The following is a 22419-nucleotide window of genomic DNA, read 5'->3' as shown; positions in this document are numbered from 1 at the left end:
AAATACGCATACAATTCATCGATTGACTCGCCAGCGGCGGCGCTGGAAAATCCTCCGCCCCGTTTGGCCCGAATAATCCGCAGAGGTGTAATGGAAGCCTATTTACAAGATTTGATCACCCAGTCACTGGCTTTCACCCTGATGGTCGTCCTGCTGGTCGCTTTTCTGGAGTCGCTGGCGCTGGTGGGGCTGTTGCTGCCCGGCACGGTGATGATGGCCAGCATAGGCGCGCTGATCGGCAGCGGCAAGGTGGACTTTTACTACGCCTGGGCGGCGGGCATCGTCGGCTGTCTGCTCGGCGACTGGATCTCTTATTTCGTCGGCCGCGCCTTTAAGGGGCCTTTGCATCGCTGGTCGTTTCTGAAGAAGAACAAAGCGCTGCTCGACAAAACCGAACATGCCTTGCACCAGCACAGCATGGCGACCATTCTGATCGGCCGCTTCGTCGGCCCGACGCGCCCGCTGGTGCCAATGGTGGCCGGCATGCTCGATTTGCCGCCGTACAAGTTCGCGCTGCCGAACATCATCGGTTGCCTGACCTGGCCGCCGGTTTATTTCTTCCCCGGCATTCTGGCGGGCGTGGCGATCGATATTCCCGCCGGCGCCGACAGCGCGATGTTCAAGTGGCTGCTGCTCGCGGCGGCGCTGCTGGTCTGGCTGGCGGTATGGTTGAGCTGGCGTTGGTGGCGTGAGGGCAAGCGCAACGCCGATCGACTGAGCCGTTGGCTGACGCCGCTGCGGCTGCGCGTGGTTTGCGGATTGAGTTGGCTGGCGGCGCTGGCGGTCGGTTATGCGCTGAGTCAGCAGCCGCTGATGCCGGTGTATCGCCACCTGCTGTGGCAGGTGTTGTCGGGTCAATGACCAAAGGGGGCGAAAGCCCCCGTTCGCCTTATTGGAAGAACGCTTCCAACTGTTCAAATACCCGCACGTCTTCGCTGTGGCGCTTCACCTGCAGCACGTCTTCCAGCTTTTCCACCTGGCTGATCATTTGCTCCAGCCGCTGATCGTCGGCGACCAATAGCCAAATGCGGCTCTGCTGGCCGTCCTTTAGCGGCAGACACAGAATGCCTTCGACGTTGAACGCGCGGCGGGCGAATAGCCCGCAAACGTGCGACATCACGCCGGGATGGTTACGCACGGCCAGCTCCAGGATCACTTGGGGTTTATCTTGTGGTTGCAGCATGGCTTATTCTCCAATCATGTCGATGTTGGCGGCGCCCGGCGGCACCATCGGGAATACTTTTTCGTTGATATCGATCAGCGCGTGGATCAGGCAGGGGCCCGGGCGTTGGATCGCCTCGGCCAGCGCCGCCTGCGGATCTTCCGCGGCGTTCAGATCGCAGGTATCCAGCCCGAATCCGGCGGCGATCTTCAGGAAGTCGGTGCGCTTCGGGTAGGCGGCGGCGAAGATGCGCTGCTGGTAGAACAGGGTTTGCTGCTGGTGCACCAGCCCCAGCGCCTGGTTGTTCATCAAAATGATTTTCACGTCCAGATCGTGCTCGACCGCGGTGGCCATTTCCTGAATGTTCATCATCAGGCTGCCGTCGCCGGAGAAGCACAGCACTTTGCGCTCGGGCTCCGCCAGCGCCGCGCCGATCGCCGCCGGCAGACCGAAGCCCATGGTGCCCAGACCGCCCGACGTCAGCCACTGGCGCGGCCGGCTCAGCGGATAGGCTTGCGCCACCCACATCTGATGCTGGCCTACGTCGGTAGTGATGATGGCGCTGTCGTCCACACAGCGCGCGGCGGCCAGCACCAGGCCGTAATGGCTCAGCGGATCGTCGGCGTTCGGCATGTTGAACGGGAATTCGCGTTTCAGGTCATTGACGGTGTTCAGCCATGCGCTGCGCGGCTGCGTGTCGATCTGCGGCAGCAGCTGGCGCAGCACCTGGCCGACGTCGGCATGGATCGCCACGTTGGCCTGTTTGACCTTGCCCAGCTCGGCGCGGTCGATATCCACATGAATGATGGCGGCGTTAGGGCAGAACTGCTCGGTTTTGCCGATCGCCCGATCGTCGAAGCGCGCGCCCAGCACGATCAGCAGATCGGCTTCCTGCAGAATGAAGTTGGTGCTGCGCGCCGCGTGCATGCCCAGCATGCCCAGCGACAGCGGGTGTTCCACCGGCATCGCGCCCAGCGCCATCAGCGTCATGGTGGTGGGCAGACCGGCGCGTTCGGCCAGTTCCACCGCTTGCCGGTGGGCGTCGGCGCAGATGATGCCGCCGCCCAGGTAGAGGATCGGGCGTTTCGCCTGATTGATCATCGCGGCCGCTTGCGAAACCAGCGCCGGATCGAAGCTTGGAGCGGCGTCCGGCACGGCGATCGGCGGCAGCTCTTCCAGCGTGATGGTGGCGGTTTGCACGTCTTTCGGCACATCGATCCAGACCGGGCCGGGGCGGCCGGACTCGGCGATACGGAAGGCGTCGCCAATCACCTGCGGCAGTTCACGGATATCGCGCACCAGATGGTTGTGCTTGGTGATCGGGATGGAAATGCCGTAGGTATCCACTTCCTGGAAGGCGTCGGTGCCGATCATCGAGGAGGGCACCTGACCGGTGATGCACACCAGCGGAATGGAGTCGAGCTTGGCGTCGGCGATGGCGGTGACCAGGTTGGTGGCGCCCGGCCCGCTGGAGGCGATGCACACCGCCGCCTTGCCGTTGGCGCGCGCCATGCCTTGCGCCATAAAGCCCGCGCCCTGTTCGTGGCGCGCCAGCACGTGGTGAATGCGGGTGCTTTGGCTCAGCGCGTCATACAGCGGCAGCGCGGCGCCGCCGGGAATGCCGGCGACGGTGGTGATGCCCTGACGCTCCAGCAGATGAACGATCAATTGTGCGCCGGTGAAGCGGGTGCTCGGTTGAGGCGTGCCCGAAGTTGCCATGTTCCTGTCCTTTCTCAAGGCCGGTGAGCTTTGCTGGGCAGGGTGCTAAAACAAGAAACCCCGCCCGGTTTGCGCCGGCGGGGTTTGGGAATCGATGCGTTGATTCGGACCCTACGGCGCATTGCCGACGACCACCACCACACGCACGACGACCACCGCGGCTGGTAGCGCGGTAACTAGTAGGGTCGAAGTCAGCGAGGATGCGATCACAGGGAACCTTATCATCAGTAAAAAAAGTCAGGTTTTTATAAAAACACAGGCGTAAAATTCGCACAACAGGTTTATTGGCGCAGCATAAAAAACGCGCGTCAGATCACGCTTTGCCCGAAATGCCCAGCACGCGCGCTTCGGGCGCGCTGCCGTCCATCAGGGCCTGCGTCGTGCCGTCGTAATAGATGCGGCCGTCGACCACCAGCAGCGTGCGCGGCGCGATGCGTGCGGCGTCGTCGAGGTTGTGCGACACCATCAGCAGCGTCAGGTTGCGCTGTTCGCATACCGTCTGCAGCAGCTGCAGCATCTCGTTGCGCAGCGCCGGATCGAGCGCTGAGAAGGGTTCGTCGAGCAACAGGATCGGCCGTTGGCGAATCAAACAGCGCGCCAGCGCGGCGCGCTGACGCTGGCCGCCGGAAAGTTGCGACGGCAGGCGCTCCAGGTGCTCTTCCAGGCCGACCTGACGGGCGATATGCGCCCGCTGTTGGCGCTGTTGTTCAGTCAAGCGCAGACCGGGATCCAACCCCAGCCCGATGTTCTGCGCCACCGTCAGGTGCGCGAACAGGTTGTTCTCCTGAAACAGCATCGACACCGGCCGCTTGGCCGGCGGGGTGGCGGTGTGGTCTTCGCCGTTCAGCAGCAGCCGGCCGCTGGCCGCCGGCAGAAAACCGGCGATCAGGCTCAGCAAGGTGCTTTTACCGGCGCCGCTGGGGCCGAGCACCGCGACGCGCTCGCCCGGCTGGATGCGCAGATCAAAGCGCATCGGCAGGTGTTCATAGAGGTAGGTCAGTTTTTCAAGCGTCAGCATGGCGGCCCGGTAAGCGTTCAATCAGGGTAAACAACAGGAAGCACAGCAGCAGCAACAGCAGCGCGGTCACCGCCCCGTCGTTGCTGCGGTAGGCGCCAATCTGCTGATACAGGTAAAAAGGCAGGGTACGGAAATGCTCGTTGCCAAACAAGGCGACCACGCCGAAGTCGCCGATCGACAGCACGCAGGCGAAGGCCAGCGCCTGCGCCAGCGGGCGGCGCAGGGCGCGCAGCTCAATCAGCCGCAGCCGTTGCCAGCCGCGGATATCCAGCGACAGGCACAGCGGGTTGTAACGTTCGGCGAGGTCGCGCATCGGGTTCTCCAACACCTTTAGCGCGTAGGGCACCGCCATCAGCGCATTGGTGAGGATCACCAGCGCATAGGGCGACTGCGGCAACCCAATTGTATCGCTCAGCAGCAGGAAGAAGCCGGTGGCCAGCACGATGCCCGGCATCGCCAGGATCACCATGCCGCTCAGCTCCAGCGCCTGGCCGCCGCGCAGCTGCTGCCGCAGTTTCAGCTCGCGGCTGCTCCACAGCAGCATCATCGTGAGCGCCACGCACAGCAGCCCGGCGCCGAGGGCGATGCGCAGCGACGTGAACAGCGCCTGCCACAGCACCGGCTGGCGCAGCACGCTGACAATGGCCTGATTGGCGCCGTCGGCGATCACCGCCAGCAGAGGCGGCAGCAGCAGCAGCAGGGCGGCGGCGATCAGCAGAAAATCGCTGATGCGCCGCCACAGGCTGTCTTCCGGATTGCGCCAGCGCTGGGCGTGGGTATGCCCCACCGGCAATGCCTGGCTCAGGCGCTGACTGATCAACACCAGCCCGAGACAACAGCCCAGCTGGATCAGCGCCAGCATGGCGGCACGCCCCAGATCGTAGTCGTAACTCAGCGCCTGGTAGATCGCCAGTTCGATGGTGGTGGCCTGCGGCCCGCCGCCCAGCGACAGCACGGTGGCGAAGCTGGCGAAACACAGCATGAAGATCAGCGCGCCGCTCGGCAGGATCTGGCGACGCAGCGCCGGCCATTCGACGAAGCGGAACTGCTGCCAGCCGTTCATACCCAGTTGGGCGGCCAGCTGGCGCTGCTCCACCGGAATGTTCTCCAGCGCCTGCAGCAACAGGCGGGTGGCCAGCGGCAGGTTAAAGAACAGGTGCGCCAGCAGAATGCCCTGCAGCCCGTAGGGCGAGAAGCCATACTCGACGCCCAGCCAGCCGCACAGCGTCGCCAGCCAGCCCTGGCGCCCATAGACGCTGAGCAGGCCGAACACCGCCACCAGCACCGGCAGCACCAGCGTCATGGCGCACAGCCGCAGCAGCAGCTGCCGGCCGGGGAAACGGCGGCGATAGAGCGCACGCGCCAGCAGAACGGCGGGCAGCACCGAAATCAGCGCCGACAACAGCGCCTGCCAGAAGGTGAAGCGCACCACGTGCCACAGGTAACTGTCCTGCCACAGGCCGCGCCAGTCGCTGTCCGGCGCGTGACGCCACAGTGAGCCCATCGCCAGTGCGGCGACCAGCAGGATCACGCCGGCGGCCAGCAGCCCCGGCCAGAGCCAGCGGGGGATCAGCGGCTGACGGCGGTTTGCCATGCCCGGATCCAACCGCCGCGTTGTTTGGCCACCTCTTCAGCGCTGTATTGCAGCGCGGTCTGCGGCACGTTCATCTGCTCAAAACCGACGGGCAGCGGGGTGTTGATCACCGGGTACATCCAGTTGCCGGTCGGGATGGTGTTCTGGAATGCCGGCGTCACCATGAACTGCATGAAGCGCTCGGCCAGCTCAGGCTGTTTGGCGGCTTTCAGCTTGCCCGCCACTTCCACCTGCAGGTAGTGGCCTTCGCTGAACGTGGCGGCGGCGTAAAGGTCTTTTTTCTCTTCGATCAGGTGATAGGCCGGAGAAGTGGTGTAGCTGAGCACCAGGTCGCCTTCGCCTTTCAGGAACAGGCCGTAGGCCTCGCTCCAGCCTTTGGTGACGGTGACGGTCTTCTTCGCCAGCTGCTGCCAGGCGGCTGGCGCCTTGTCGCCATACACTTTTTGCATCCACAGCAGCAGGCCGAGCCCCGGCGTGCTGGTGCGCGGATCTTCGTAGATCACTTTCCAGTTGCGGTCGCCGCTGACCAGCTCCTGCAGGCTTTTCGGCGGGTTCTTCAGTTTTTCTTTGTTGTAGACGAAGGCGAAGTACCCGTAGTCGTAAGGCACGAAGGTCGCGTCCTGCCAGCCGCCCGGCACCGTCAGCTTGGCGGTGTCGACGCCGCTCGGCGCGAACAGGCCGGTTTGCTGCGCCGCCTGCAGCAGGTTGTTGTCCAGCCCCAGCACCACGTCGGCGGCGCTGTTTTTGCCTTCCATGCGCAGGCGGTTCAGCAGCGAGACGCCGTCTTCCAGCGCGACGAACTTCAGTTCACAGCCGCATTCGGCTTCGAAGGCTTTTTTCACCGCCGGGCCAGGGCCCCAGTCGGCGGCGAAGGAATCATAGGTGTAAACCGTCAGCGTCGGCTTGGCGAACGCCGGCGCGGCGCACAGCAGCAATAAGCAGGGCAGATATTTTTTGACCACGTTGCACTCCTGAAAAATAAGGGGGCAAGGGCATCTGAGGGGGCGAGGCGGCGTCGCCGGTTCGCTGGGCTCAAATCCCTCCGCCGGTATTGACCGGATCAGGTTCGACGGGTGTGCTCTCAGCGGAAAATCGGGCTTATTAGGCGGCCCGGCTCTCCGCACCCCGTTGAGACGGCGCTATTGTAAAGATTAACCGACTTGGGCGAAAGGCGCTTATGTCTCCGGCGGGGCAAACCAGGCGGACTTGAAGTCGAACCAGCCGAGGGTGTTCATCCGCACGCCGCGCATGCTGCGCTGGCCGTGCAGCTGCAGCCAGTGGTGGAACAGCGGATGCAACTGGTGGTTGCTGACCAGACGCTGGCAGAACTCCGCCAGCGGCAAGCGGTTGGCGCGCCACAGCGCTGCGTCCTGCGCCAGATCTTCGTTCATGCAGTGCTGCATCAGCGGCAGTTCGTACAGCGTGGCGAACAGCGAAAACTCCAGCGGCAGATAGAAGTTGGCGCTGCCGAGCCACAGATCGCTGCGCGCGTCGCCCTGGTGCCAGGTGGCGTAATCCACGCTTTGCACGATCAGGCGGATGCCGTGCTGCGCCAGCAGCGGTTCAATCGCCTGGCGAATGGCGTGAAACTCCGAATGCTCATTGAAGTGGGTCATCGTCAGTTCGGTCAACCCCGCCGGTTTGGGTTGCTGCGCCAGCGCGCGGTTGTGGTGCCAGCGGGGCAGCAGGCCGTACGCCGGCGACCAGTAGCGCTGGTAGAGCGGCCCGGCGCGGCTCAGCAGCGAAATGGGGTTGATCAATTCGCACAGCCAGCTGCGAATGGCGGGGTCGGCGGCCAGCGGGGAGCGCTGATCGAACAGCAAGAAATAACAGCCCTCTTCCAGTCGGCTTTCCAGTTCGTTTTTGCCGGTTTCATCGCCCTGCAGCTGCACGCCGGAGTGCACCAACTCTTCGGAGAACTCCGGCAGCACCCAGATGTTCACCTCGTCGATCAGCGCCCGGTAGCCGAAATAGTCGTCGAAAGCGTGGATCTTCATCTGGCTGGGAAGATTGCGCACCACGCGGTAGGGGCCGGTGCCGACCGGATGGCGGGCGAAATCCGGCAGTTCGCGCCATTCACGCGGCAGGATCATGGCCTGCACGCTGCCCAGCAGCCAGGGCAGCCAGTGGTCGGGGCTGCGCAGATGCACGTCGATAACGAACGGCGTCGGCGAGGTGACGCTCTCGATATGCGAGAACAGCGGTTGCGCGGTCAGACGCGAGAGGGATGTGATGACGTCCGCCATCTCCAGCTCGCGGCCGTGATGAAAATGGATCGCCGGGCGCAGGTAAAACCGCCAGTGCAGCGGCGTCAGCGCCTGCCAATGGTGGGACAGATCGGACTCCAGTTCCCCGTTTTCCTCATTTATGCGCGTCAGGCCGTTGAAGATCTGGCGCGCCAAATGGGTTTCCGAACGCCGCAGCGCCGAGCCGGGCAGCAGGTTGTACAACTGCCGGTAGTAGAGCACCCGCAGGATGTGTTTCCCCTGGCGGAAGCTGCGCCCCAGCTGCGACAGCAGCATCTGGCGCACCACGTTTTTGTCGCCCACCAGTTGCACCAGCTGATCGATGCGATCCTGTTCCAGCAACTCCTCGGCCCGCTGTTGCTGCAGCGCCAGGCCGGTGTAGTGGAAGGTTAGCCGCGAACGCTTGCCGCGCCCCGACTCCGCCTGCCAGGTGAGCCAGCCTTCACGCTGCATGGCGCTCAGCAGGGAGCGCACGTGGCGCCGCGAGCAGCTGAGCACCTCCGCCAGATCCTGCAGCGTGGTGTCGGTGGTTTCACCGTGGCAGCGCTGCCACAGGCGGATGAACTGCTGCTGCAATCTGGACGTGGACATAAAAGAGGAACACTCCCGCTTCAACTCGTCAATTTTTCTTTCCCTATATTACGCCGATAATTTTCATCAATGAAAGGGGAGGGCGTAATCATGAAAGCTTTCTTATCCAAATCGTTCTATCAGCGCTATTTCAGCGCGGTCCGCCGCCAGCGCGCCGACTGGCTGAGCGTGGTGCCCGAACAGGCGCGGCTGGCGATGCTGGCGCATCTGACGCAATGGGACATTAAAGAGATGACCGATAAGCAGTATCGCGAGCACCTGTAGGGGCTGCGGCAACAAGTTTCTGAGTAATGGTGCTGTTTCACCAGCCAGTGGGGCGACCCACTGGTTTTTTTATGCGCGGTCATGGCGATGCGCTTGCTTTTTCCTCGCCGTGGCCTAAGGTTCTTTCTTCTGCTTTGAGGTCAGGGAAGACGATATGCAACGCCTGAGCCGGTTGTCACTGCGCATTAACCCCATCTTCGCCGCCTTCCTGCTGATCGCTTTTCTCTCCGGCATCGCCGGCGCGTTGCTGACGCCGACGCTCAGTCTGTTTCTGACCACCGAAGTCAAAGTGCGGCCGCTGTGGGTCGGGCTGTTTTACACCGCCAACGCGGTGGCCGGCATCGTGGTCAGCTTCCTGCTGGCCAAACGTTCCGACACCCGCGGCGATCGGCGCAGGCTGATCCTGCTGTGCTGCCTGATGGCGGTCGGCAACTGCCTGCTGTTCGCCTTTAACCGCGATTACCTGACGCTGATCACCGCCGGGGTGCTGATGTCCGCCGTTGCCAACACCGCCATGCCGCAAATTTTCGCGTTGGCGCGGGAATACGCCGACAGCGAGGCGCGTGAAGTGGTGATGTTCAGCTCGGTGATGCGCGCCCAGCTTTCGCTGGCGTGGGTGATCGGCCCGCCGCTGTCGTTTGCGCTGGCGCTGAACTACGGGTTCACCGTGATGTTCCTGATCGCCGCCGCCACCTTCGCGGTTTGCGTGCTGCTGGTGGGATTTATGCTGCCTTCGGTGCCGCGTGCGGCGGAGAATGGGGGGCCGCAGGGCGGGATGTCTGCGCCGATCGCGCCCGCCAGCGCCTGGCGCAATCGCGATGTGCGGCTGCTGTTCATCGCTTCGATGCTGATGTGGACCTGCAATACCTTGTATATCATCGATATGCCGCTGTATATCACCGCCGATCTCGGGTTGCCGGAAGGGCTGGCCGGGGTGCTGATGGGCACTGCCGCCGGGTTGGAAATCCCGGCAATGCTACTGGCCGGTTATTACGTCAAACGCTTCGGCAAGCGCAACATGATGCTGCTGGCGGTGGCGGCGGGCGTGCTGTTTTATCTCGGGCTGACGGTGTTGGCGACCAAGCCGGCCCTGATCGCGCTGCAGCTGCTTAACGCGGTGTTTATCGGCATCGTCGCCGGTATCGGCATGCTCTATTTTCAGGATTTGATGCCGGGCCGGCCGGGCGCCGCCACCACGCTGTTCACCAACAGCATCTCTACCGGGGTGATCCTGGCCGGGGTGCTGCAGGGCGCGCTGGTGGAGAATTTCGGTCATGGTTCGGTGTATTGGATGGCGGCGCTGCTGGCGCTGGCGGCGCTCGGGATGAGCGCCAAAGTGCGTGAAGTGTGAGGTTAAACGACGGCATTCTTGATGCAAGTCATTGAGAAGGCTAAGCCGGACGCTCAAGCTGAAGGCATATGGCGCGCGATCGCTGCGCCCACGCCCATCTCGCTATTGAGATGCCGCCCTGTCGTTTAGAACAGTGGGAACGTTATGGATAAACTCACACCGCTCAAACCGCTTCCTTCCCTGTGCGCCCTTGGCGCCACGCTGATTATCTGGTTCCTCATTCCCGTGCCGGAGGGCGTTGCGCCCAACGCCTGGCAACTGCTGGCGCTGTTTATCGGCACCATCATCGCCATCATCGGCAAGGCGATGCCGATCGGCGCGGTTTCGGTGATCGCCATCGCTCTGGTGGCAGTGACCGGCGTCACCAATCCGGGCAAGCCGGGCGCCGCGCTGGACGATGCGCTCAGCGGCTTCTCCAACCAGCTGATCTGGCTGATCGGCTTTTCGATCATGATTTCCCTCAGCCTGAACAAAACCGGGCTGGGCGCGCGCATCGGCTATTACTTTATTTCGCTGTTCGGCAAGAAGACGCTGGGCATCGCTTACGCGCTGACGCTGGCGGAAACCACGCTGGCGCCGGTGACGCCGAGCAACACCGCGCGCGGCGGCGGCATCATTCATCCGATCATGAAGTCGATCGCCGACAGCTTCGGCTCCAAACCCGAGCTCAATACCTCCGGCAAAATCGGCCGCTACCTGTCGTTGGTAAACTACAACATCAACCCGATCACCTCGGCGATGTTTATCACCGCCACCGCGCCTAACCCGTTGATCGTCAGCCTGATCGCCAAAGGCACCCATGGCAGCTTCGAGCTGTCCTGGTCGATGTGGGCGGTCGCCGCCCTGGTGCCGGGGCTGTGTTCGCTGCTAGTGATGCCGCTGGTCATCTACCTGCTGTATCCGCCGGAGGTGAAAAGCACGCCGGACGCGCCGCGCTTCGCGCGCGAAAAGCTGCAGGCGCTGGGGCCGGTGACGCTGCCGGAGAAAATTACCCTCGGGGTGTTCGCGCTGTTGCTGGTGTTGTGGGCCGGCATTCCGGCGATGGTCTTTGGCCCGGCGCTGGCGGTCAATCCCACCACTGCGGCGCTGATCGGCCTGGCGGTATTGCTGGCCACCGGCGTGCTGAGCTGGGAGGATGTGCTGAAGCATAAAGGCGCCTGGGACACCGTGGTGTGGTTCTCGGCGCTGGTGATGATGGCCAGCTTCCTCGGCAAGCTGGGGCTGATCGGCTGGCTGTCGCAAACCGTCGGCAACGGCATCGACCGTATGGGCATGAGCTGGGTGGGCGGTACGATCTTGCTGACCCTCATCTATTTGTATTCACACTATTTCTTCGCCAGCACCACCGCGCACGTGACGGCGATGTTCGCCGCCTTTTTCGCCGCCGGCATCGCGCTCGGGGCGCCGCCGGCGTTGCTGGGCCTGATCCTGGCGTTCTCTTCTTCGCTGATGATGTCGCTGACCCATTACGGCACCGGCACCGCGCCGATCGTCTTTGGCTCCGGCTATGTGACGCTGGGGGAGTGGTGGAAAGCGGGATGGGTGATGAGCGTGGTTAACCTGCTGATCTGGATGCTGATCGGCGGGGCATGGTGGAAGCTGCTGGGCTACTGGTGAGGAAAGAATTCACCCGCCGGGCGGCGGGTGAATTGAAGGGGATTAATTCAGAAACGCCGGCTGCTGCGCTTCGTAGCGGGAGATGTCCGCTTCGTGCTGCAGCGTCAGGCCGATGCTGTCCAGCCCGTTGATCATGCAGTGGCGGCGGAAGCTGTCGATTTCGAACGGATAGCTTTTGCCGCCGGCGTTGACCGTCTGGTTCTCCAGATCCACCACGAACTCCGTCCCCTCGTTGGCGTCCACCAGTTTGAACAGCTCGTCCACCTGCTGCTCGCTCAGCGTCACCGGCAACAGCTGGTTGTTGAACGAGTTGCCGTAGAAGATGTCGGCGAAGCTCGGCGCGATCACCACTTTGAACCCGTAGTCGGTCAGCGCCCAGGGGGCGTGTTCGCGCGAAGAGCCGCAGCCGAAGTTTTCGCGCGCCAACAGGATGCTGGCGCCTTTATAGCGCGGTTTGTTCAGCACGAACGCCGGGTTCGGTTGCTGGCCGGCGTCGTCGAGGAAGCGCCAGTCGTTGAACAGGTGCTGGCCGAAACCGGTGCGGGTGACCTTCTGTAAAAACTGCTTGGGAATAATGGCGTCGGTGTCGACGTTGGCCGCATCCAAAGGCACCACTAAGCCGGTATGTTGAGTAAATTTAGCCACGTTAGCCCCTTAGTGAATATCACGGATGTCGGCGAAGTGACCGGCGACGGCGGCCGCGGCGGCCATCGCCGGGCTGACCAGGTGGGTGCGCCCACCGCGGCCCTGACGCCCTTCGAAGTTACGGTTGCTGGTGGACGCGCAGCGCTCGCCCGGATTCAGACGGTCGTTGTTCATCGCCAGACACATTGAGCAACCCGGCAAACGCCATTCGAAACCGGCTTCGATAAAGATTTTGTCCAACCCTTCGGCTTCCGCCTGGGCCTTCACCGGGCCAGATCCCGGCACCACGATGGCCTGCACGCCGCTGGCGACCTTGCGCCCCTTGGCGATAGCCGCCGCCGCGCGCAGATCTTCGATGCGTGAGTTGGTGCAGGAGCCGATGAACACTTTGTCGATCGGCACGTCGGTCAATTTGATGCCCGGCTTCAAATCCATGTAGGCCAGCGCTTTCTCAGCGGAGGCGCGCTCGACCGGATCGCTGAACGATTCCGGCGCCGGGATCGCCTGATTGACGGCGATCACTTGGCCGGGATTGGTGCCCCAGGTGACCTGCGGCGCGATCTCTTCGGCGCGCAGCGTCACCACGGTATCGAACTGGGCGTCGGCGTCGGACTTCAGCGTGCGCCAATAGGCGACCGCCTGCTCCCAGTTTTCACCGGTCGGTGCGAACTGACGCCCCTTCAGATAGGCGAAGGTGGTGTCATCCGGCGCGACCAGCCCGGCCTTGGCGCCCATTTCGATCGCCATGTTGCACAGGGTCATGCGGCCTTCCATGCTCAATGCCTCGATCGCCTTGCCGCAGAACTCCACCACGTGGCCGGTGCCGCCGGCGCTGCCGGTTTTGCCGATCACCGCCAGCACGATGTCTTTGGCGGTGATGCCCTCGGCGGCGTCGCCGGTGACTTCAATCTTCATGGTCTTGGCGCGGCCCTGTTTCAGGGTCTGGGTCGCCAGCACGTGTTCCACTTCGGAAGTGCCGATGCCGAACGCCAACGAGCCGAAAGCGCCGTGGGTGGCGGTGTGCGAGTCGCCGCAGACGATGGTCATGCCCGGCAGCGTCATGCCTTGCTCAGGCCCGATCACGTGCACGATGCCCTGGAACGGGTGATTCAGGTCATACAGCGAAACGCCGAATTCCGCGCAGTTCTTGATCAACTCCTGCATCTGGATGCGCGCCATTTCGCCGCTGGCGTTGATGTCTTTGGTTTGGGTCGACACGTTGTGATCCATGGTGGCGAAGGTTTTGCCGGGCTGACGCACCTTGCGGCCCATGGCGCGCAGGCCGTCGAACGCCTGCGGCGAGGTGACTTCGTGCACCAGGTGACGGTCGATATACAGCAACGGCGTTTCGTTCGGCGCTTCGTGCACCACGTGGGCGTCGTACAGCTTCTGGTATAAGGTCTTGGCCATGTTATGCCCCCTGAGCTACAAAGCGGGCGATGATGTCGCCCATTTCATCGGTGCTGACGGCTTTGCCGTCACCGGCCAGATCGGCGGTGCGGTAGCCCTGTTCCAGCGCCTGGTTGATGGCGCGCTCCACGGCGTCGGCCGCTTCATCGGCGCCCAGGCTGTAACGCAGCAGCAGGGTGGCGGACAGGATCTGCGCAATCGGGTTGGCGATGCCTTTGCCTGCAATATCCGGCGCGGAACCGCCCGCCGGTTCGTACAGGCCGAAGCCTTGCTCATTCAGGCTGGCGGACGGCAGCATGCCCATCGAGCCGGTGATCATCGCGCACTCGTCGGACAGAATGTCGCCGAACAGATTGGAGCACAGCAGCACGTCGAACTGGGACGGATCCTTGATCAACTGCATGGTGGCGTTGTCGATATACATGTGCGACAGCGATACGTCCGGGTAATCCTTGGCGACCTGATTGACCACTTCACGCCACAGGATGGAGCTTTGCAGCACGTTGGCCTTGTCGATCGACGTCACCTTGCGGCGGCGCTTGCGGGCGGATTCGAAGGCGATGCGCGCGATGCGTTCAATCTCGAAACGGTGATACACCTCGGTATCGAAGGCGCGTTCCTGCATGCCCTGGCCTTCGCGGCCCTTCGGCTGGCCGAAATAGATGCCGCCGGTCAATTCGCGCACGCACAGAATGTCGAAGCCGCGGGCGGCGATGTCGGCGCGCAGCGGGCAGAATGCCTCCAACCCTTGATACAGGCGCGCCGGGCGCAGGTTGCTGAACAGTTTGAAGTGTTTGCGCAGCGGCAACAGCGCGCCGCGTTCCGGCTGCTCGGCCGGCGGCAGGTGTTCCCATTTCGGGCCGCCCACCGAGCCGAACAGGATGGCGTCGGCCTGCTCGCAGCCGGCGACGGTCGCCGCCGGCAGCGGGCTGCCGTGGCGATCGATGGCGATGCCGCCGACGTCGTACTCGGCGGTGGTGATGCGAATGTCAAAGCGTTGACGCACCGCGTCCAACACTTTGCGCGCCTGAGCCATTACTTCCGGGCCGATGCCGTCTCCGGGCAAGACGGCAATGTGATAAGTCTTCGTCATGTTCACACCGTTTCCTGATTATTTTGATGTTTGTTTTGCTGCAGGCGCTGCTTTTCTTTTTCTACCTGCTGTGAGCGCCAAATATTGTTCAACACGTGCACCATCGCCTTGGCGGAGGATTCGACGATGTCGGTCGCCAGACCCACGCCGTGGAAGCGGCGGCCGTTGTAAGAAACCACGATATCCACCTGGCCCAGCGCGTCGCGGCCATGGCCCTTGGCGGTCAACTGGTACTTCACCAGCTCGATCGGGTAGTCGGTGATGCGATTTATCGCCTGATAGACCGCATCGACCGGGCCGTTGCCGGTGGCGGCTTCAGCTTTCTCTTCGCCGCCGCAGATCAGTTTCACCGAGGCGGTGGCCATGATGCTGCTGCCGGACTGCACGCTGAAGTAACCCAGGCTGAAGTGCTCCGGCTCTTCCTGCTGTTTGTTGATGAAGGCCAGCGCCTCCAGATCGTAGTCGAATACCTGGCCCTTTTTGTCGGCCAGCTTCAGGAAGGCGGCGTACAGGCTATCCAGGTTGTAATCCTGTTCCTGGTAGCCCATCTCTTCCATGCGGTGTTTCACCGCCGCGCGGCCGGAGCGGGAGGTCAGGTTCAACTGCACGTCTTTCAGACCGATCGACTGCGGGGTCATGATTTCGTAGTTTTCGCGGTTCTTCAGCACGCCGTCCTGGTGAATGCCGGAGGAGTGGGCGAAGGCGTTGGAGCCGACGATCGCCTTGTTGGCCGGGATCGGCATGTTGCACAGCTGGCTGACGATCTGGCTGGTGCGGAAGATTTCCTGGTGATTGATGTTGGTGTGCACGTTCATGATGTCCTGGCGCACTTTAATCGCCATGATTACTTCTTCCAGCGAACAGTTGCCGGCGCGTTCACCAATGCCGTTCAGGGTGCCTTCCACCTGGCGGGCGCCGGCCTGCACCGCGGCGATGGAGTTGCCGACCGCCATGCCCAAATCGTCGTGGCAGTGCACGGAGATGATGGCTTTGTCGATGTTCGGCACGCGGTCATACAGGGTCGTGATGATGCCGCCGAACTGGTTCGGCGTGGTGTAGCCGACGGTGTCCGGGATATTGATGGTGGTGGCGCCGGCGTTGATGGCGGCTTCAACCACGCGACACAGATTGTCGATCGGCGTGCGGCCGGCGTCTTCACAGGAGAACTCCACGTCGTCGGTGTAGTTGCGGGCGCGTTTTACCGAGCGCACCGCCATCTCCAGCACTTCGTCGAACGAGCGCTTCAGCTTCGATTCGATGTGCAGGGTCGAGGTGGCCAGGAATACGTGGATGCGGAACGCTTCGGCGACGCGCAGCGCTTCGGCGGCCACGTCAATGTCTTTGTCCACGCAGCGGGCCAGGCCGCAGACGCGGCTGTTCTTGATCTGGCGCGCGATGGTTTGCACCGACTCGAAGTCGCCCGGCGAAGAGACCGGGAAGCCGACTTCCATCACGTCAACGCCCATTCTTTCCAGCGCCAGCGCAATCTGAATCTTCTCTTTTACGCTCAGGCTGGCCTGCAGCGCCTGCTCGCCATCACGCAGCGTGGTATCGAAAATAATGACTTGTTGGCTCATCGGTGCATTCCTTATCGTGTTGATTTCACGCTAAGCGGGCAAAAAAAAACCCGCGCAGTAGCGCGGGTTTCTTATGGGTGATCGGCTGAGTCAGCTCCGAACTTCGTCCATAGGCATACCGCGCAAACAAGATGCGTTAAGTAGTAGGCCTAGTAGACGGTGAGTACGGATCATAAGGGTTCAGCTTCTCTTAAATTGGGTGTCTGCCTAATTTGATACGTGATTGGCCTGGCGATGTCAACACCTGATTGAATGCGGGGACAATGCATCAGCCCATTAGCTAAACAGAGGATCATTCGGCAAAAAAACGACGCCTTAGAGAAAAAAATGGGACCAGTTTGCGTGCTGCTTAGCATAAACGAATCGAATATATACTGCGCTAATTGCTTCTGGATTTCGTTGCGTTAAGATTTGTGATGAAAAAAACAAGAGGGATTAATCACGGGGAGCAATGAAATAACATTTTCAATACAAATGGTTTAAATTGAACTCATATGAATAATTGATTGTTTTAGTCATAATATAACAAAATAATGCGTTTTTACACAAAGTGAGCGGTGTTTTTAGATGGTTTGATTGCTTATGATGTGTTTTTATAGTTTGTCTCATACAGTGCGGCGACGTTGTTCAATTGTATTAATCATTGTTGATACCTAATTATTAGTACTACCCAGGTGGCATTCTTCTCGCTGACGGGGGATGCTGCTGACATGTATTCCATATACGACTTATATCGTGTCGATAACACGAGGTTTTTTATCGGTTGATGACGGTAATGGCAGAATTTGTCGTGCAAAGATAAGACAATGCGGCGTTTCATTGTTTGTCGAGCATAAGGATTAGATTATCTACACAGGATTTAGTGGAGTGAAATATGGCTGAATATGATTCAGAAATCGCCATGGTCAAAGAGCCGGCGGACATTCATTTGCGCAGCGTCGATCTTAATTTACTGACGGTGTTTGACGCCGTGATGCAAATGCAAAATATTACGCGAGCCGCTAATTCGTTAGGGATGTCGCAGCCGGCGGTGAGCAATGCGGTAGCGCGCCTGAAGGTGATGTTCAACGACGAACTGTTCGTGCGCTGCGGCCGCGGGATCCAGCCCACCATGCGGGCCAGGCAGCTGTTCGGGCCGGTGCGGCAAGCGCTGCAGCTGGTGCAGAATGAGTTGCCGGGATCTGAGTTTGAGCCGCTGACCAGCACGCGAGCGTTCTCCCTGTCGCTGTGCAGCCCGCTCGATTTGCGTCTGGGCGCCGGGATAATCAATCACGTCAAACAGATAGCGCCGCAGCTTAACCTGCAAATAAAGTCATACATTAACAATAATATTGAACATCAATTGCGTTATCAGGACGTCGAGTTTGTCATCGGCTACAGCCGTTTCGAGTCGGCGGAGTTTCGCAGCCTGGCGATGTTCGACGACGAATTAGTGCTGGCGGTTGCGCAGGCGCACCCGAGAATAGGCGAGGAGGTGACGCCGGAGCACATGCTGGCCGAGCAGCATGCTGCGGTTTCCCTGGAAAGTTTTGGATCGTTCAGTAAACCTTTTTATTTAGACGAGCCGATGCTGCGTGCCGTGACGCAGCAGTGCACGGATCTTTACAGCGTGTTGAATATGGTGTCGCAAACGGAAATGGTGGCGATTGCGCCCGCCTGGTTGGTGCGACAGCAGACGGAGGCGTTGAAAATAAAGACGGTTCCTTTATGTGGCAACGATAATAAAGCCACCTGCTACCTGTCCTGGCATGAATCTTCAGAGCGGGATAAAGGCCACCAGTGGATGAAATCTGTCCTGATTGAGGCGGGTAACCCAAAGTAAAGCGATAAAGATGGGAGCCATATAAAGATAATATTCAACTGAGCGTTTTTTTCTCATGATAAAAACTAAGAACTATCTGTGTTTTTATTAAGATGTTTCTTGGTTTTGCGGCGATAGAATAACTTATATTAGGGTAAATTTGTTCATTTAGAGAAAACAATTAATATAAATTAATATTCTGATTTTTACTTTCCAGTTGGAATTTTAAACTAACTCGATGTGGCGGCCCGAACGGGCCGCGTTTTATGGACGCCATCAAACCTTTTCCTTCCCATTCTGTCCAACCCATGAAAGCGCGAAAGCCGGCTTGAGTTTTGGCTCACACTTCTACGCTGAAATCGCTTTTCCCCCTGCCTGAGAGTAGGTAGACTGCGCGGAAAAAAGTAAACACGTGTAAGCTGAGATGAGGGCCGCAAGGCGTCGTTCAGGCTTAACGGTATGATTCATTTCAGGCTTAGAGCACTATGATCACTAATCTGCTGCAATACCATTTGATCCATCGTATACAGCATCAAATTACCCACCGAGCCGATCGCACAGCATTTCGCCAATGGTCGCCCAACGGCGAGTTTCAACTGACCTGGGGAGCGGCGGCTGCCCGCATTGATCGCATTGCCGCCGGGCTGCTGGCGCTGGGCGCCGAAGTGCAAGAACGTATCGGTATCTTCGCCAATAACACGATGGCCTGGTCGTTGACCGATCTCGCGATCCTGCACCTGCGTGGCGTCAGCGTACCGCTCTATTCCACCAATACGCCGGCGCAGGCGGCCTTCGTCATCAATGACGCTGACATTCGCATCCTGTTCGTCGGCGAACAGGCGCAGTTGGACGCCGCCATCGCGCTGCGCGGCGTCTGTCCGCAACTGCGTCATATTATCGTGTTCGACGAGGATGCCGATCTGCGCGATTGCGAGATAGCCCAACACCTGAGCGCCTTCGAGCATGCCGTCGATCCGGCGGCTTTTATCGCTCAACGTCGGCAGCGTATTGAAGAGTGCGACCTGCAGGATCTCTTCACCCTGATCTATACCTCGGGCACCACCGGCGAGCCGAAAGGGGTGATGCTGGATTATCGCAACCTGGCGGCGCAGCTCTACCTGCATGATGAAAGGCTGACGGTCGGCGAAGAGGATGTGTCGCTCAGTTTCCTGCCGCTGTCGCACGTGTTTGAGCGTGCCTGGAGCTTCTTTGTCATGCATTCCGGCGCGCAGAACGTTTTCCTGCCGAACACCGACTGGGTTCGGGAAGCGATGGGGCAGGTGCGGCCGACGTTAATGTGCGCGGTGCCGCGTTTCTACGAGAAGATTTTCAGCGCGGTGCATGAAAAAGTGGCGCGTGCCCCTTGGCTGCGCCGCGCGCTGTTCCACTGGGCGATCGTCTGCGGGGAGCGCAAGTTCCTGCAAGAGCGGGCCGGCAAACCGTTGGGCAAACTGTTCGAACTCTCTCACCGCTGGGCCGACAAGCTGGTATTGAGCAAGCTGCGCGGTATCCTCGGCGGTCGGGTGCGCTTCCTGCCGGCGGCGGGCGCCAAGCTGGATGACAATGTGATCCTGTTTTTCCAGGCGATGGGCGTCAACATCAAGTACGGTTACGGCATGACCGAAACCTGTGCGACCGTGTCCTGCTGGGAAGAAGGGCATTTCCGCTTCGGCTCTATCGGTAAACCGCTGCCGCAGGTCGAGGTGCGCATCGGTGAAGAAAATGAAATTCAGGTGCGCGGGCCGATCGTGATGCGCGGCTATTTCAACAAACCGTTGGAAACCGCCGCGACCTTTACCGCAGACGGCTGGCTGAAAACCGGCGACGCTGGGGCGATCGATGAAGAGGGCAATCTGTTCATCACCGAGCGCCTTAAGGATTTGATGAAAACCTCCGGCGGCAAATACATCGCGCCGCAGATGCTGGAAGGCACGTTGGCGCAGGACCGCTTTATCGAGCAGGTGGCGATCATCGCCGATGCGCGCAAGTTCGTTTCCGCGCTGATCGTGCCGTGCTTTGAGTCGCTGGAAGAATACGCGAAGTCAGTCAACCTGAAGTATCAGGATCGCCTGGAGCTGCTGCGCAACGGCGAGATCCTCGCGATGTTCGAAAAGCGCCTGCGCGAGATGCAAAAGGAGCTGGCGCGCTTCGAACAGGTGAAGAAGTTCACTCTGCTGCCGGCGGCTTTTTCCATGGAGTTGGGGGAGCTGACGCCAACCCTGAAGCTGCGCCGCAAAGTGATCCTGCAGCGCTATCAGCGCGAAATCGACTCTATGTACCGGGAACAGGCCTGACGCCGCCGCCGGGCCATATGCCCGGCGAAAAAAGCGGCATATCCTTCACCTGATTTAGTTCTGTAATTTTCCTCCTGTTCGAAACAATGCCTAGCCCAACACCCCTGAGGCTAGCGCATTGTTTTTATAAAGCTGCGATCTCCAGCCGCTTGGCAATAACCCCGCCGCCGTTAAGCCATTTTGCCGTTTGCCTGCCCCATATTCTGACGTTATGTTAATTCGATAGCGACAACCCATAAAAATTTAGGGGCATTGCCCCGCAGCAGGCGCTACGTTCCGGCGCCAGAGAAGAATAAGCAAGCCTGGAGGCAAACCCATGGAGATGTTGTCAGGAGCCGAGATGGTCGTCCGATCGTTGATCGATCAGGGCGTTAAACATGTATTCGGCTACCCCGGTGGGGCGGTGCTCGATATCTACGACGCCCTGCATACGGTCGGAGGGATCGATCATATTCTGGTGCGCCACGAGCAAGGTGCGGTGCACATGGCCGACGGTTACGCGCGCGCCACCGGCGAAGTGGGCGTGGTGCTGGTGACGTCCGGCCCCGGCGCCACCAACGCCATTACCGGTATCGCTACCGCTTATATGGACTCGATCCCGATGGTCGTCCTGTCGGGGCAGGTGCCCAGCTCGCTGATCGGCTACGACGCCTTTCAGGAGTGCGATATGGTGGGGATTTCTCGGCCGGTGGTGAAACACAGCTTCCTGGTAAAACGCACCGAAGACATCCCGGCGGTGTTGAAGAAGGCCTTTTACCTGGCCTCCAGCGGCCGCCCCGGCCCGGTGGTGATCGATCTGCCGAAAGACATCGTCGGCCCGGCGGTGCGGATGCCTTATGCCTATCCGCAGGACGTGAGCATGCGTTCTTACAACCCGACGGTGCAGGGCCACCGCGGGCAAATCAAACGCGCGTTGCAAACCATCCTGGCGGCCAAGAAGCCGGTGATGTATGTCGGCGGCGGCGCGATCAACGCCGGTTGCGAAGCCGAACTGCTGGCGTTGGCGGAGCAGCTGAACCTGCCGGTGACCAGCAGCCTGATGGGACTGGGCGCTTTCCCCGGCACCCATCGCCAGAGTGTCGGCATGCTCGGTATGCACGGCACTTATGAAGCCAACAAAACCATGCACCATGCCGACGTGATCTTCGCCGTCGGCGTGCGCTTCGACGATCGCACGACCAACAATCTGGCCAAATACTGCCCGGATGCCACTGTGCTGCATATCGATATCGATCCGACCTCGATCTCCAAAACGGTGGATGCCGATATTCCGATCGTCGGCGATGCCAAACAGGTGTTGGTGCAGATGCTGGAGCTGTTGGCGCAGGATGACAAGGCGCAGGATCACGATGCGTTGCGCGATTGGTGGCAGTCTATTGAACAGTGGCGCGCCCGCGACTGTTTGGGGTACGACAAAAACAGCGACACCATCAAGCCGCAGGCGGTGATCGAAACCCTGCATCGCCTGACCAAAGGCGATGCCTATGTGACCTCCGACGTGGGGCAGCACCAGATGTTTGCCGCGCTCTATTACCCGTTCGACAAACCGCGCCGTTGGATCAACTCCGGCGGCCTCGGCACCATGGGCTTCGGCCTGCCGGCGGCATTGGGCGTCAAGCTGGCGCTGCCGGAGGAAACCGTGGTGTGCGTCACCGGCGACGGCAGCATCCAGATGAACATTCAGGAGCTGTCCACCGCGCTGCAATATAACCTGCCGGTGGTGGTGGTGAACCTCAACAACCGCTATCTGGGCATGGTCAAGCAGTGGCAGGACATGATTTATTCCGGCCGCCACTCGCAGTCTTACATGGATTCGCTGCCGGACTTTGTCAAGCTGGCCGAGGCTTACGGCCATGTCGGCATCGCCATCCGCACGCCGGATGAGCTGGAAAGCAAGCTGGCGCAGGCGCTGGCGGAAAAAGAGCGGCTGGTGTTCGTCGACGTGACCGTCGATGAAACCGAACATGTTTACCCGATGCAGATCCGCGGCGGAAGCATGGACGAAATGTGGCTTAGCAAAACGGAGAGGACCTGATC

18 protein-coding genes and 1 riboswitch are annotated in these 22419 nt (G+C 60.7%); of the genes, 7 read left to right on the top strand and 11 right to left on the bottom strand.

The window, feature by feature from the left end; all coding sequences use genetic code 11:
• Window positions 1–90 precede the first annotated feature (90 nt).
• Window positions 91–861, top strand: a complete 771-nt coding sequence (locus tag ACP39K_RS14185; protein WP_016929111.1) for a DedA family protein — start codon at window positions 91–93, stop codon at window positions 859–861.
• Window positions 862–889: 28 nt separating this feature from the next.
• Here ACP39K_RS14185 and ilvN read toward each other — a convergent pair whose 3' ends face one another.
• The 7 genes from ilvN to sgrR all read right to left on the bottom strand — a co-directional run bounded on the left by ilvN (window position 890) and on the right by sgrR (window position 8330).
• Window positions 890–1183, bottom strand: a complete 294-nt coding sequence (gene ilvN, locus ACP39K_RS14180) for an acetolactate synthase small subunit (RefSeq protein ID WP_016929110.1) — start codon at window positions 1181–1183, stop codon at window positions 890–892.
• Between the two features lie 3 nt (window positions 1184–1186).
• Window positions 1187–2881 (bottom strand): acetolactate synthase large subunit, encoded by a 1695-nt coding sequence (ilvB, locus tag ACP39K_RS14175; protein ID WP_048795253.1) that lies wholly within the window; start codon window positions 2879–2881, stop codon window positions 1187–1189.
• A 111-nt stretch (window positions 2882–2992) separates the two neighbouring features.
• Window positions 2993–3106: an ilvB operon leader peptide IvbL gene (ivbL, locus tag ACP39K_RS14170; protein WP_154747116.1), complete on the bottom strand. Its 114-nt coding sequence runs from the start codon at window positions 3104–3106 to the stop codon at window positions 2993–2995.
• Window positions 3107–3194: 88 nt separating this feature from the next.
• Window positions 3195–3899 carry a thiamine ABC transporter ATP-binding protein ThiQ gene (gene thiQ / locus ACP39K_RS14165; protein WP_048795252.1) on the bottom strand — a complete coding sequence of 235 codons (705 nt, stop codon included), beginning with the start codon at window positions 3897–3899 and terminating at the stop codon, window positions 3195–3197.
• A complete protein-coding gene (gene thiP / locus ACP39K_RS14160) occupies window positions 3886–5493 on the bottom strand; it encodes a thiamine/thiamine pyrophosphate ABC transporter permease ThiP (RefSeq protein WP_048795251.1) in 1608 nt (535 codons plus the stop codon). Before thiP ends, thiQ begins: the two co-directional genes overlap by 14 nt.
• The gene (thiB, locus tag ACP39K_RS14155; RefSeq protein WP_049300146.1) at window positions 5469–6455 is read right to left on the bottom strand and encodes a thiamine ABC transporter substrate binding subunit; all 987 of its coding nucleotides are present in this window, start codon (window positions 6453–6455) and stop codon (window positions 5469–5471) included. Before thiB ends, thiP begins: the two co-directional genes overlap by 25 nt.
• Window positions 6456–6512: 57 nt before the next feature.
• Window positions 6513–6631: riboswitch (TPP riboswitch) on the bottom strand.
• Window positions 6632–6668: 37 nt separating this feature from the next.
• Complete coding sequence (sgrR, locus tag ACP39K_RS14150; protein ID WP_033641248.1) at window positions 6669–8330, bottom strand: HTH-type transcriptional regulator SgrR; 1662 nt, start codon at window positions 8328–8330, stop codon at window positions 6669–6671.
• A gap of 90 nt (window positions 8331–8420) precedes the next feature.
• Between sgrR and sgrT the strand changes: the two genes are divergently transcribed.
• The 3 genes from sgrT to ACP39K_RS14135 all read left to right on the top strand — a co-directional run bounded on the left by sgrT (window position 8421) and on the right by ACP39K_RS14135 (window position 11562).
• Window positions 8421–8594, top strand: coding sequence for a glucose uptake inhibitor SgrT (gene sgrT / locus ACP39K_RS14145; RefSeq protein ID WP_072009629.1), 174 nt, complete (start codon window positions 8421–8423; stop codon window positions 8592–8594).
• 154 nt (window positions 8595–8748) lie between these two features.
• Window positions 8749–9945 (top strand): sugar efflux transporter, encoded by a 1197-nt coding sequence (locus ACP39K_RS14140; protein ID WP_497008596.1) that lies wholly within the window; start codon window positions 8749–8751, stop codon window positions 9943–9945.
• A 144-nt stretch (window positions 9946–10089) separates the two neighbouring features.
• On the top strand, window positions 10090–11562 hold the full coding sequence (locus ACP39K_RS14135) for a DASS family sodium-coupled anion symporter (protein ID WP_147881727.1): 1473 nt from the start codon (window positions 10090–10092) through the stop codon (window positions 11560–11562).
• Window positions 11563–11604: 42 nt separating this feature from the next.
• Here the strand turns inward: ACP39K_RS14135 and leuD are convergent, their stop codons facing one another.
• Genes leuD through leuA form a run of 4 tightly spaced genes read right to left on the bottom strand, consistent with a single transcriptional unit; the run spans window position 11605 to window position 16287 of the window.
• Window positions 11605–12207, bottom strand: coding sequence for a 3-isopropylmalate dehydratase small subunit (gene leuD / locus ACP39K_RS14130; protein WP_004932829.1), 603 nt, complete (start codon window positions 12205–12207; stop codon window positions 11605–11607).
• Between the two features lie 9 nt (window positions 12208–12216).
• A complete protein-coding gene (gene leuC, locus ACP39K_RS14125; RefSeq protein WP_033637093.1) occupies window positions 12217–13617 on the bottom strand; it encodes a 3-isopropylmalate dehydratase large subunit in 1401 nt (466 codons plus the stop codon).
• 1 nt (window position 13618) lies between these two features.
• Window positions 13619–14710, bottom strand: a complete 1092-nt coding sequence (gene leuB / locus ACP39K_RS14120; protein WP_033641251.1) for a 3-isopropylmalate dehydrogenase — start codon at window positions 14708–14710, stop codon at window positions 13619–13621.
• A gap of 2 nt (window positions 14711–14712) precedes the next feature.
• On the bottom strand, window positions 14713–16287 hold the full coding sequence (leuA, locus tag ACP39K_RS14115; RefSeq protein ID WP_016929098.1) for a 2-isopropylmalate synthase: 1575 nt from the start codon (window positions 16285–16287) through the stop codon (window positions 14713–14715).
• 874 nt (window positions 16288–17161) lie between these two features.
• On the opposite strand from leuA, the gene leuO reads away from it, so the two are divergent.
• From leuO to ilvI, 3 genes are all read left to right on the top strand, one after another.
• The gene (gene leuO / locus ACP39K_RS14110) at window positions 17162–18109 is read left to right on the top strand and encodes a transcriptional regulator LeuO (protein WP_048794653.1); all 948 of its coding nucleotides are present in this window, start codon (window positions 17162–17164) and stop codon (window positions 18107–18109) included.
• Window positions 18110–18573: 464 nt separating this feature from the next.
• The gene (locus ACP39K_RS14105) at window positions 18574–20382 is read left to right on the top strand and encodes an AMP-dependent synthetase/ligase (protein ID WP_033641253.1); all 1809 of its coding nucleotides are present in this window, start codon (window positions 18574–18576) and stop codon (window positions 20380–20382) included.
• Between the two features lie 316 nt (window positions 20383–20698).
• Window positions 20699–22417, top strand: a complete 1719-nt coding sequence (gene ilvI / locus ACP39K_RS14100; RefSeq protein ID WP_060444861.1) for an acetolactate synthase 3 large subunit — start codon at window positions 20699–20701, stop codon at window positions 22415–22417.
• Window positions 22418–22419 lie beyond the last annotated feature (2 nt).

The organism is Serratia sp. EC4 (assembly GCF_059652115.1).
Note: the sequence above shows the minus strand (reverse complement) of the source record. Positions and strands in the feature narration are given on the sequence as shown.

Coding starts and splice junctions, on each gene's coding strand:
- ACP39K_RS14185 (WP_016929111.1), top strand. CDS start 91: ATGGAAGCCTATTTACAAGATTTGATCACCCAGTCACTGGCTTTCACC.
- ilvN (WP_016929110.1), bottom strand. CDS start 1,183: ATGCTGCAACCACAAGATAAACCCCAAGTGATCCTGGAGCTGGCCGTG.
- ilvB (WP_048795253.1), bottom strand. CDS start 2,881: ATGGCAACTTCGGGCACGCCTCAACCGAGCACCCGCTTCACCGGCGCA.
- ivbL (WP_154747116.1), bottom strand. CDS start 3,106: ATGATAAGGTTCCCTGTGATCGCATCCTCGCTGACTTCGACCCTACTA.
- thiQ (WP_048795252.1), bottom strand. CDS start 3,899: ATGCTGACGCTTGAAAAACTGACCTACCTCTATGAACACCTGCCGATG.
- thiP (WP_048795251.1), bottom strand. CDS start 5,493: ATGGCAAACCGCCGTCAGCCGCTGATCCCCCGCTGGCTCTGGCCGGGG.
- sgrR (WP_033641248.1), bottom strand. CDS start 8,330: ATGTCCACGTCCAGATTGCAGCAGCAGTTCATCCGCCTGTGGCAGCGC.
- sgrT (WP_072009629.1), top strand. CDS start 8,421: ATGAAAGCTTTCTTATCCAAATCGTTCTATCAGCGCTATTTCAGCGCG.
- ACP39K_RS14140 (WP_497008596.1), top strand. CDS start 8,749: ATGCAACGCCTGAGCCGGTTGTCACTGCGCATTAACCCCATCTTCGCC.
- ACP39K_RS14135 (WP_147881727.1), top strand. CDS start 10,090: ATGGATAAACTCACACCGCTCAAACCGCTTCCTTCCCTGTGCGCCCTT.
- leuC (WP_033637093.1), bottom strand. CDS start 13,617: ATGGCCAAGACCTTATACCAGAAGCTGTACGACGCCCACGTGGTGCAC.
- leuB (WP_033641251.1), bottom strand. CDS start 14,710: ATGACGAAGACTTATCACATTGCCGTCTTGCCCGGAGACGGCATCGGC.
- leuA (WP_016929098.1), bottom strand. CDS start 16,287: ATGAGCCAACAAGTCATTATTTTCGATACCACGCTGCGTGATGGCGAG.
- leuO (WP_048794653.1), top strand. CDS start 17,162: ATGGCTGAATATGATTCAGAAATCGCCATGGTCAAAGAGCCGGCGGAC.
- ACP39K_RS14105 (WP_033641253.1), top strand. CDS start 18,574: ATGATCACTAATCTGCTGCAATACCATTTGATCCATCGTATACAGCAT.
- ilvI (WP_060444861.1), top strand. CDS start 20,699: ATGGAGATGTTGTCAGGAGCCGAGATGGTCGTCCGATCGTTGATCGAT.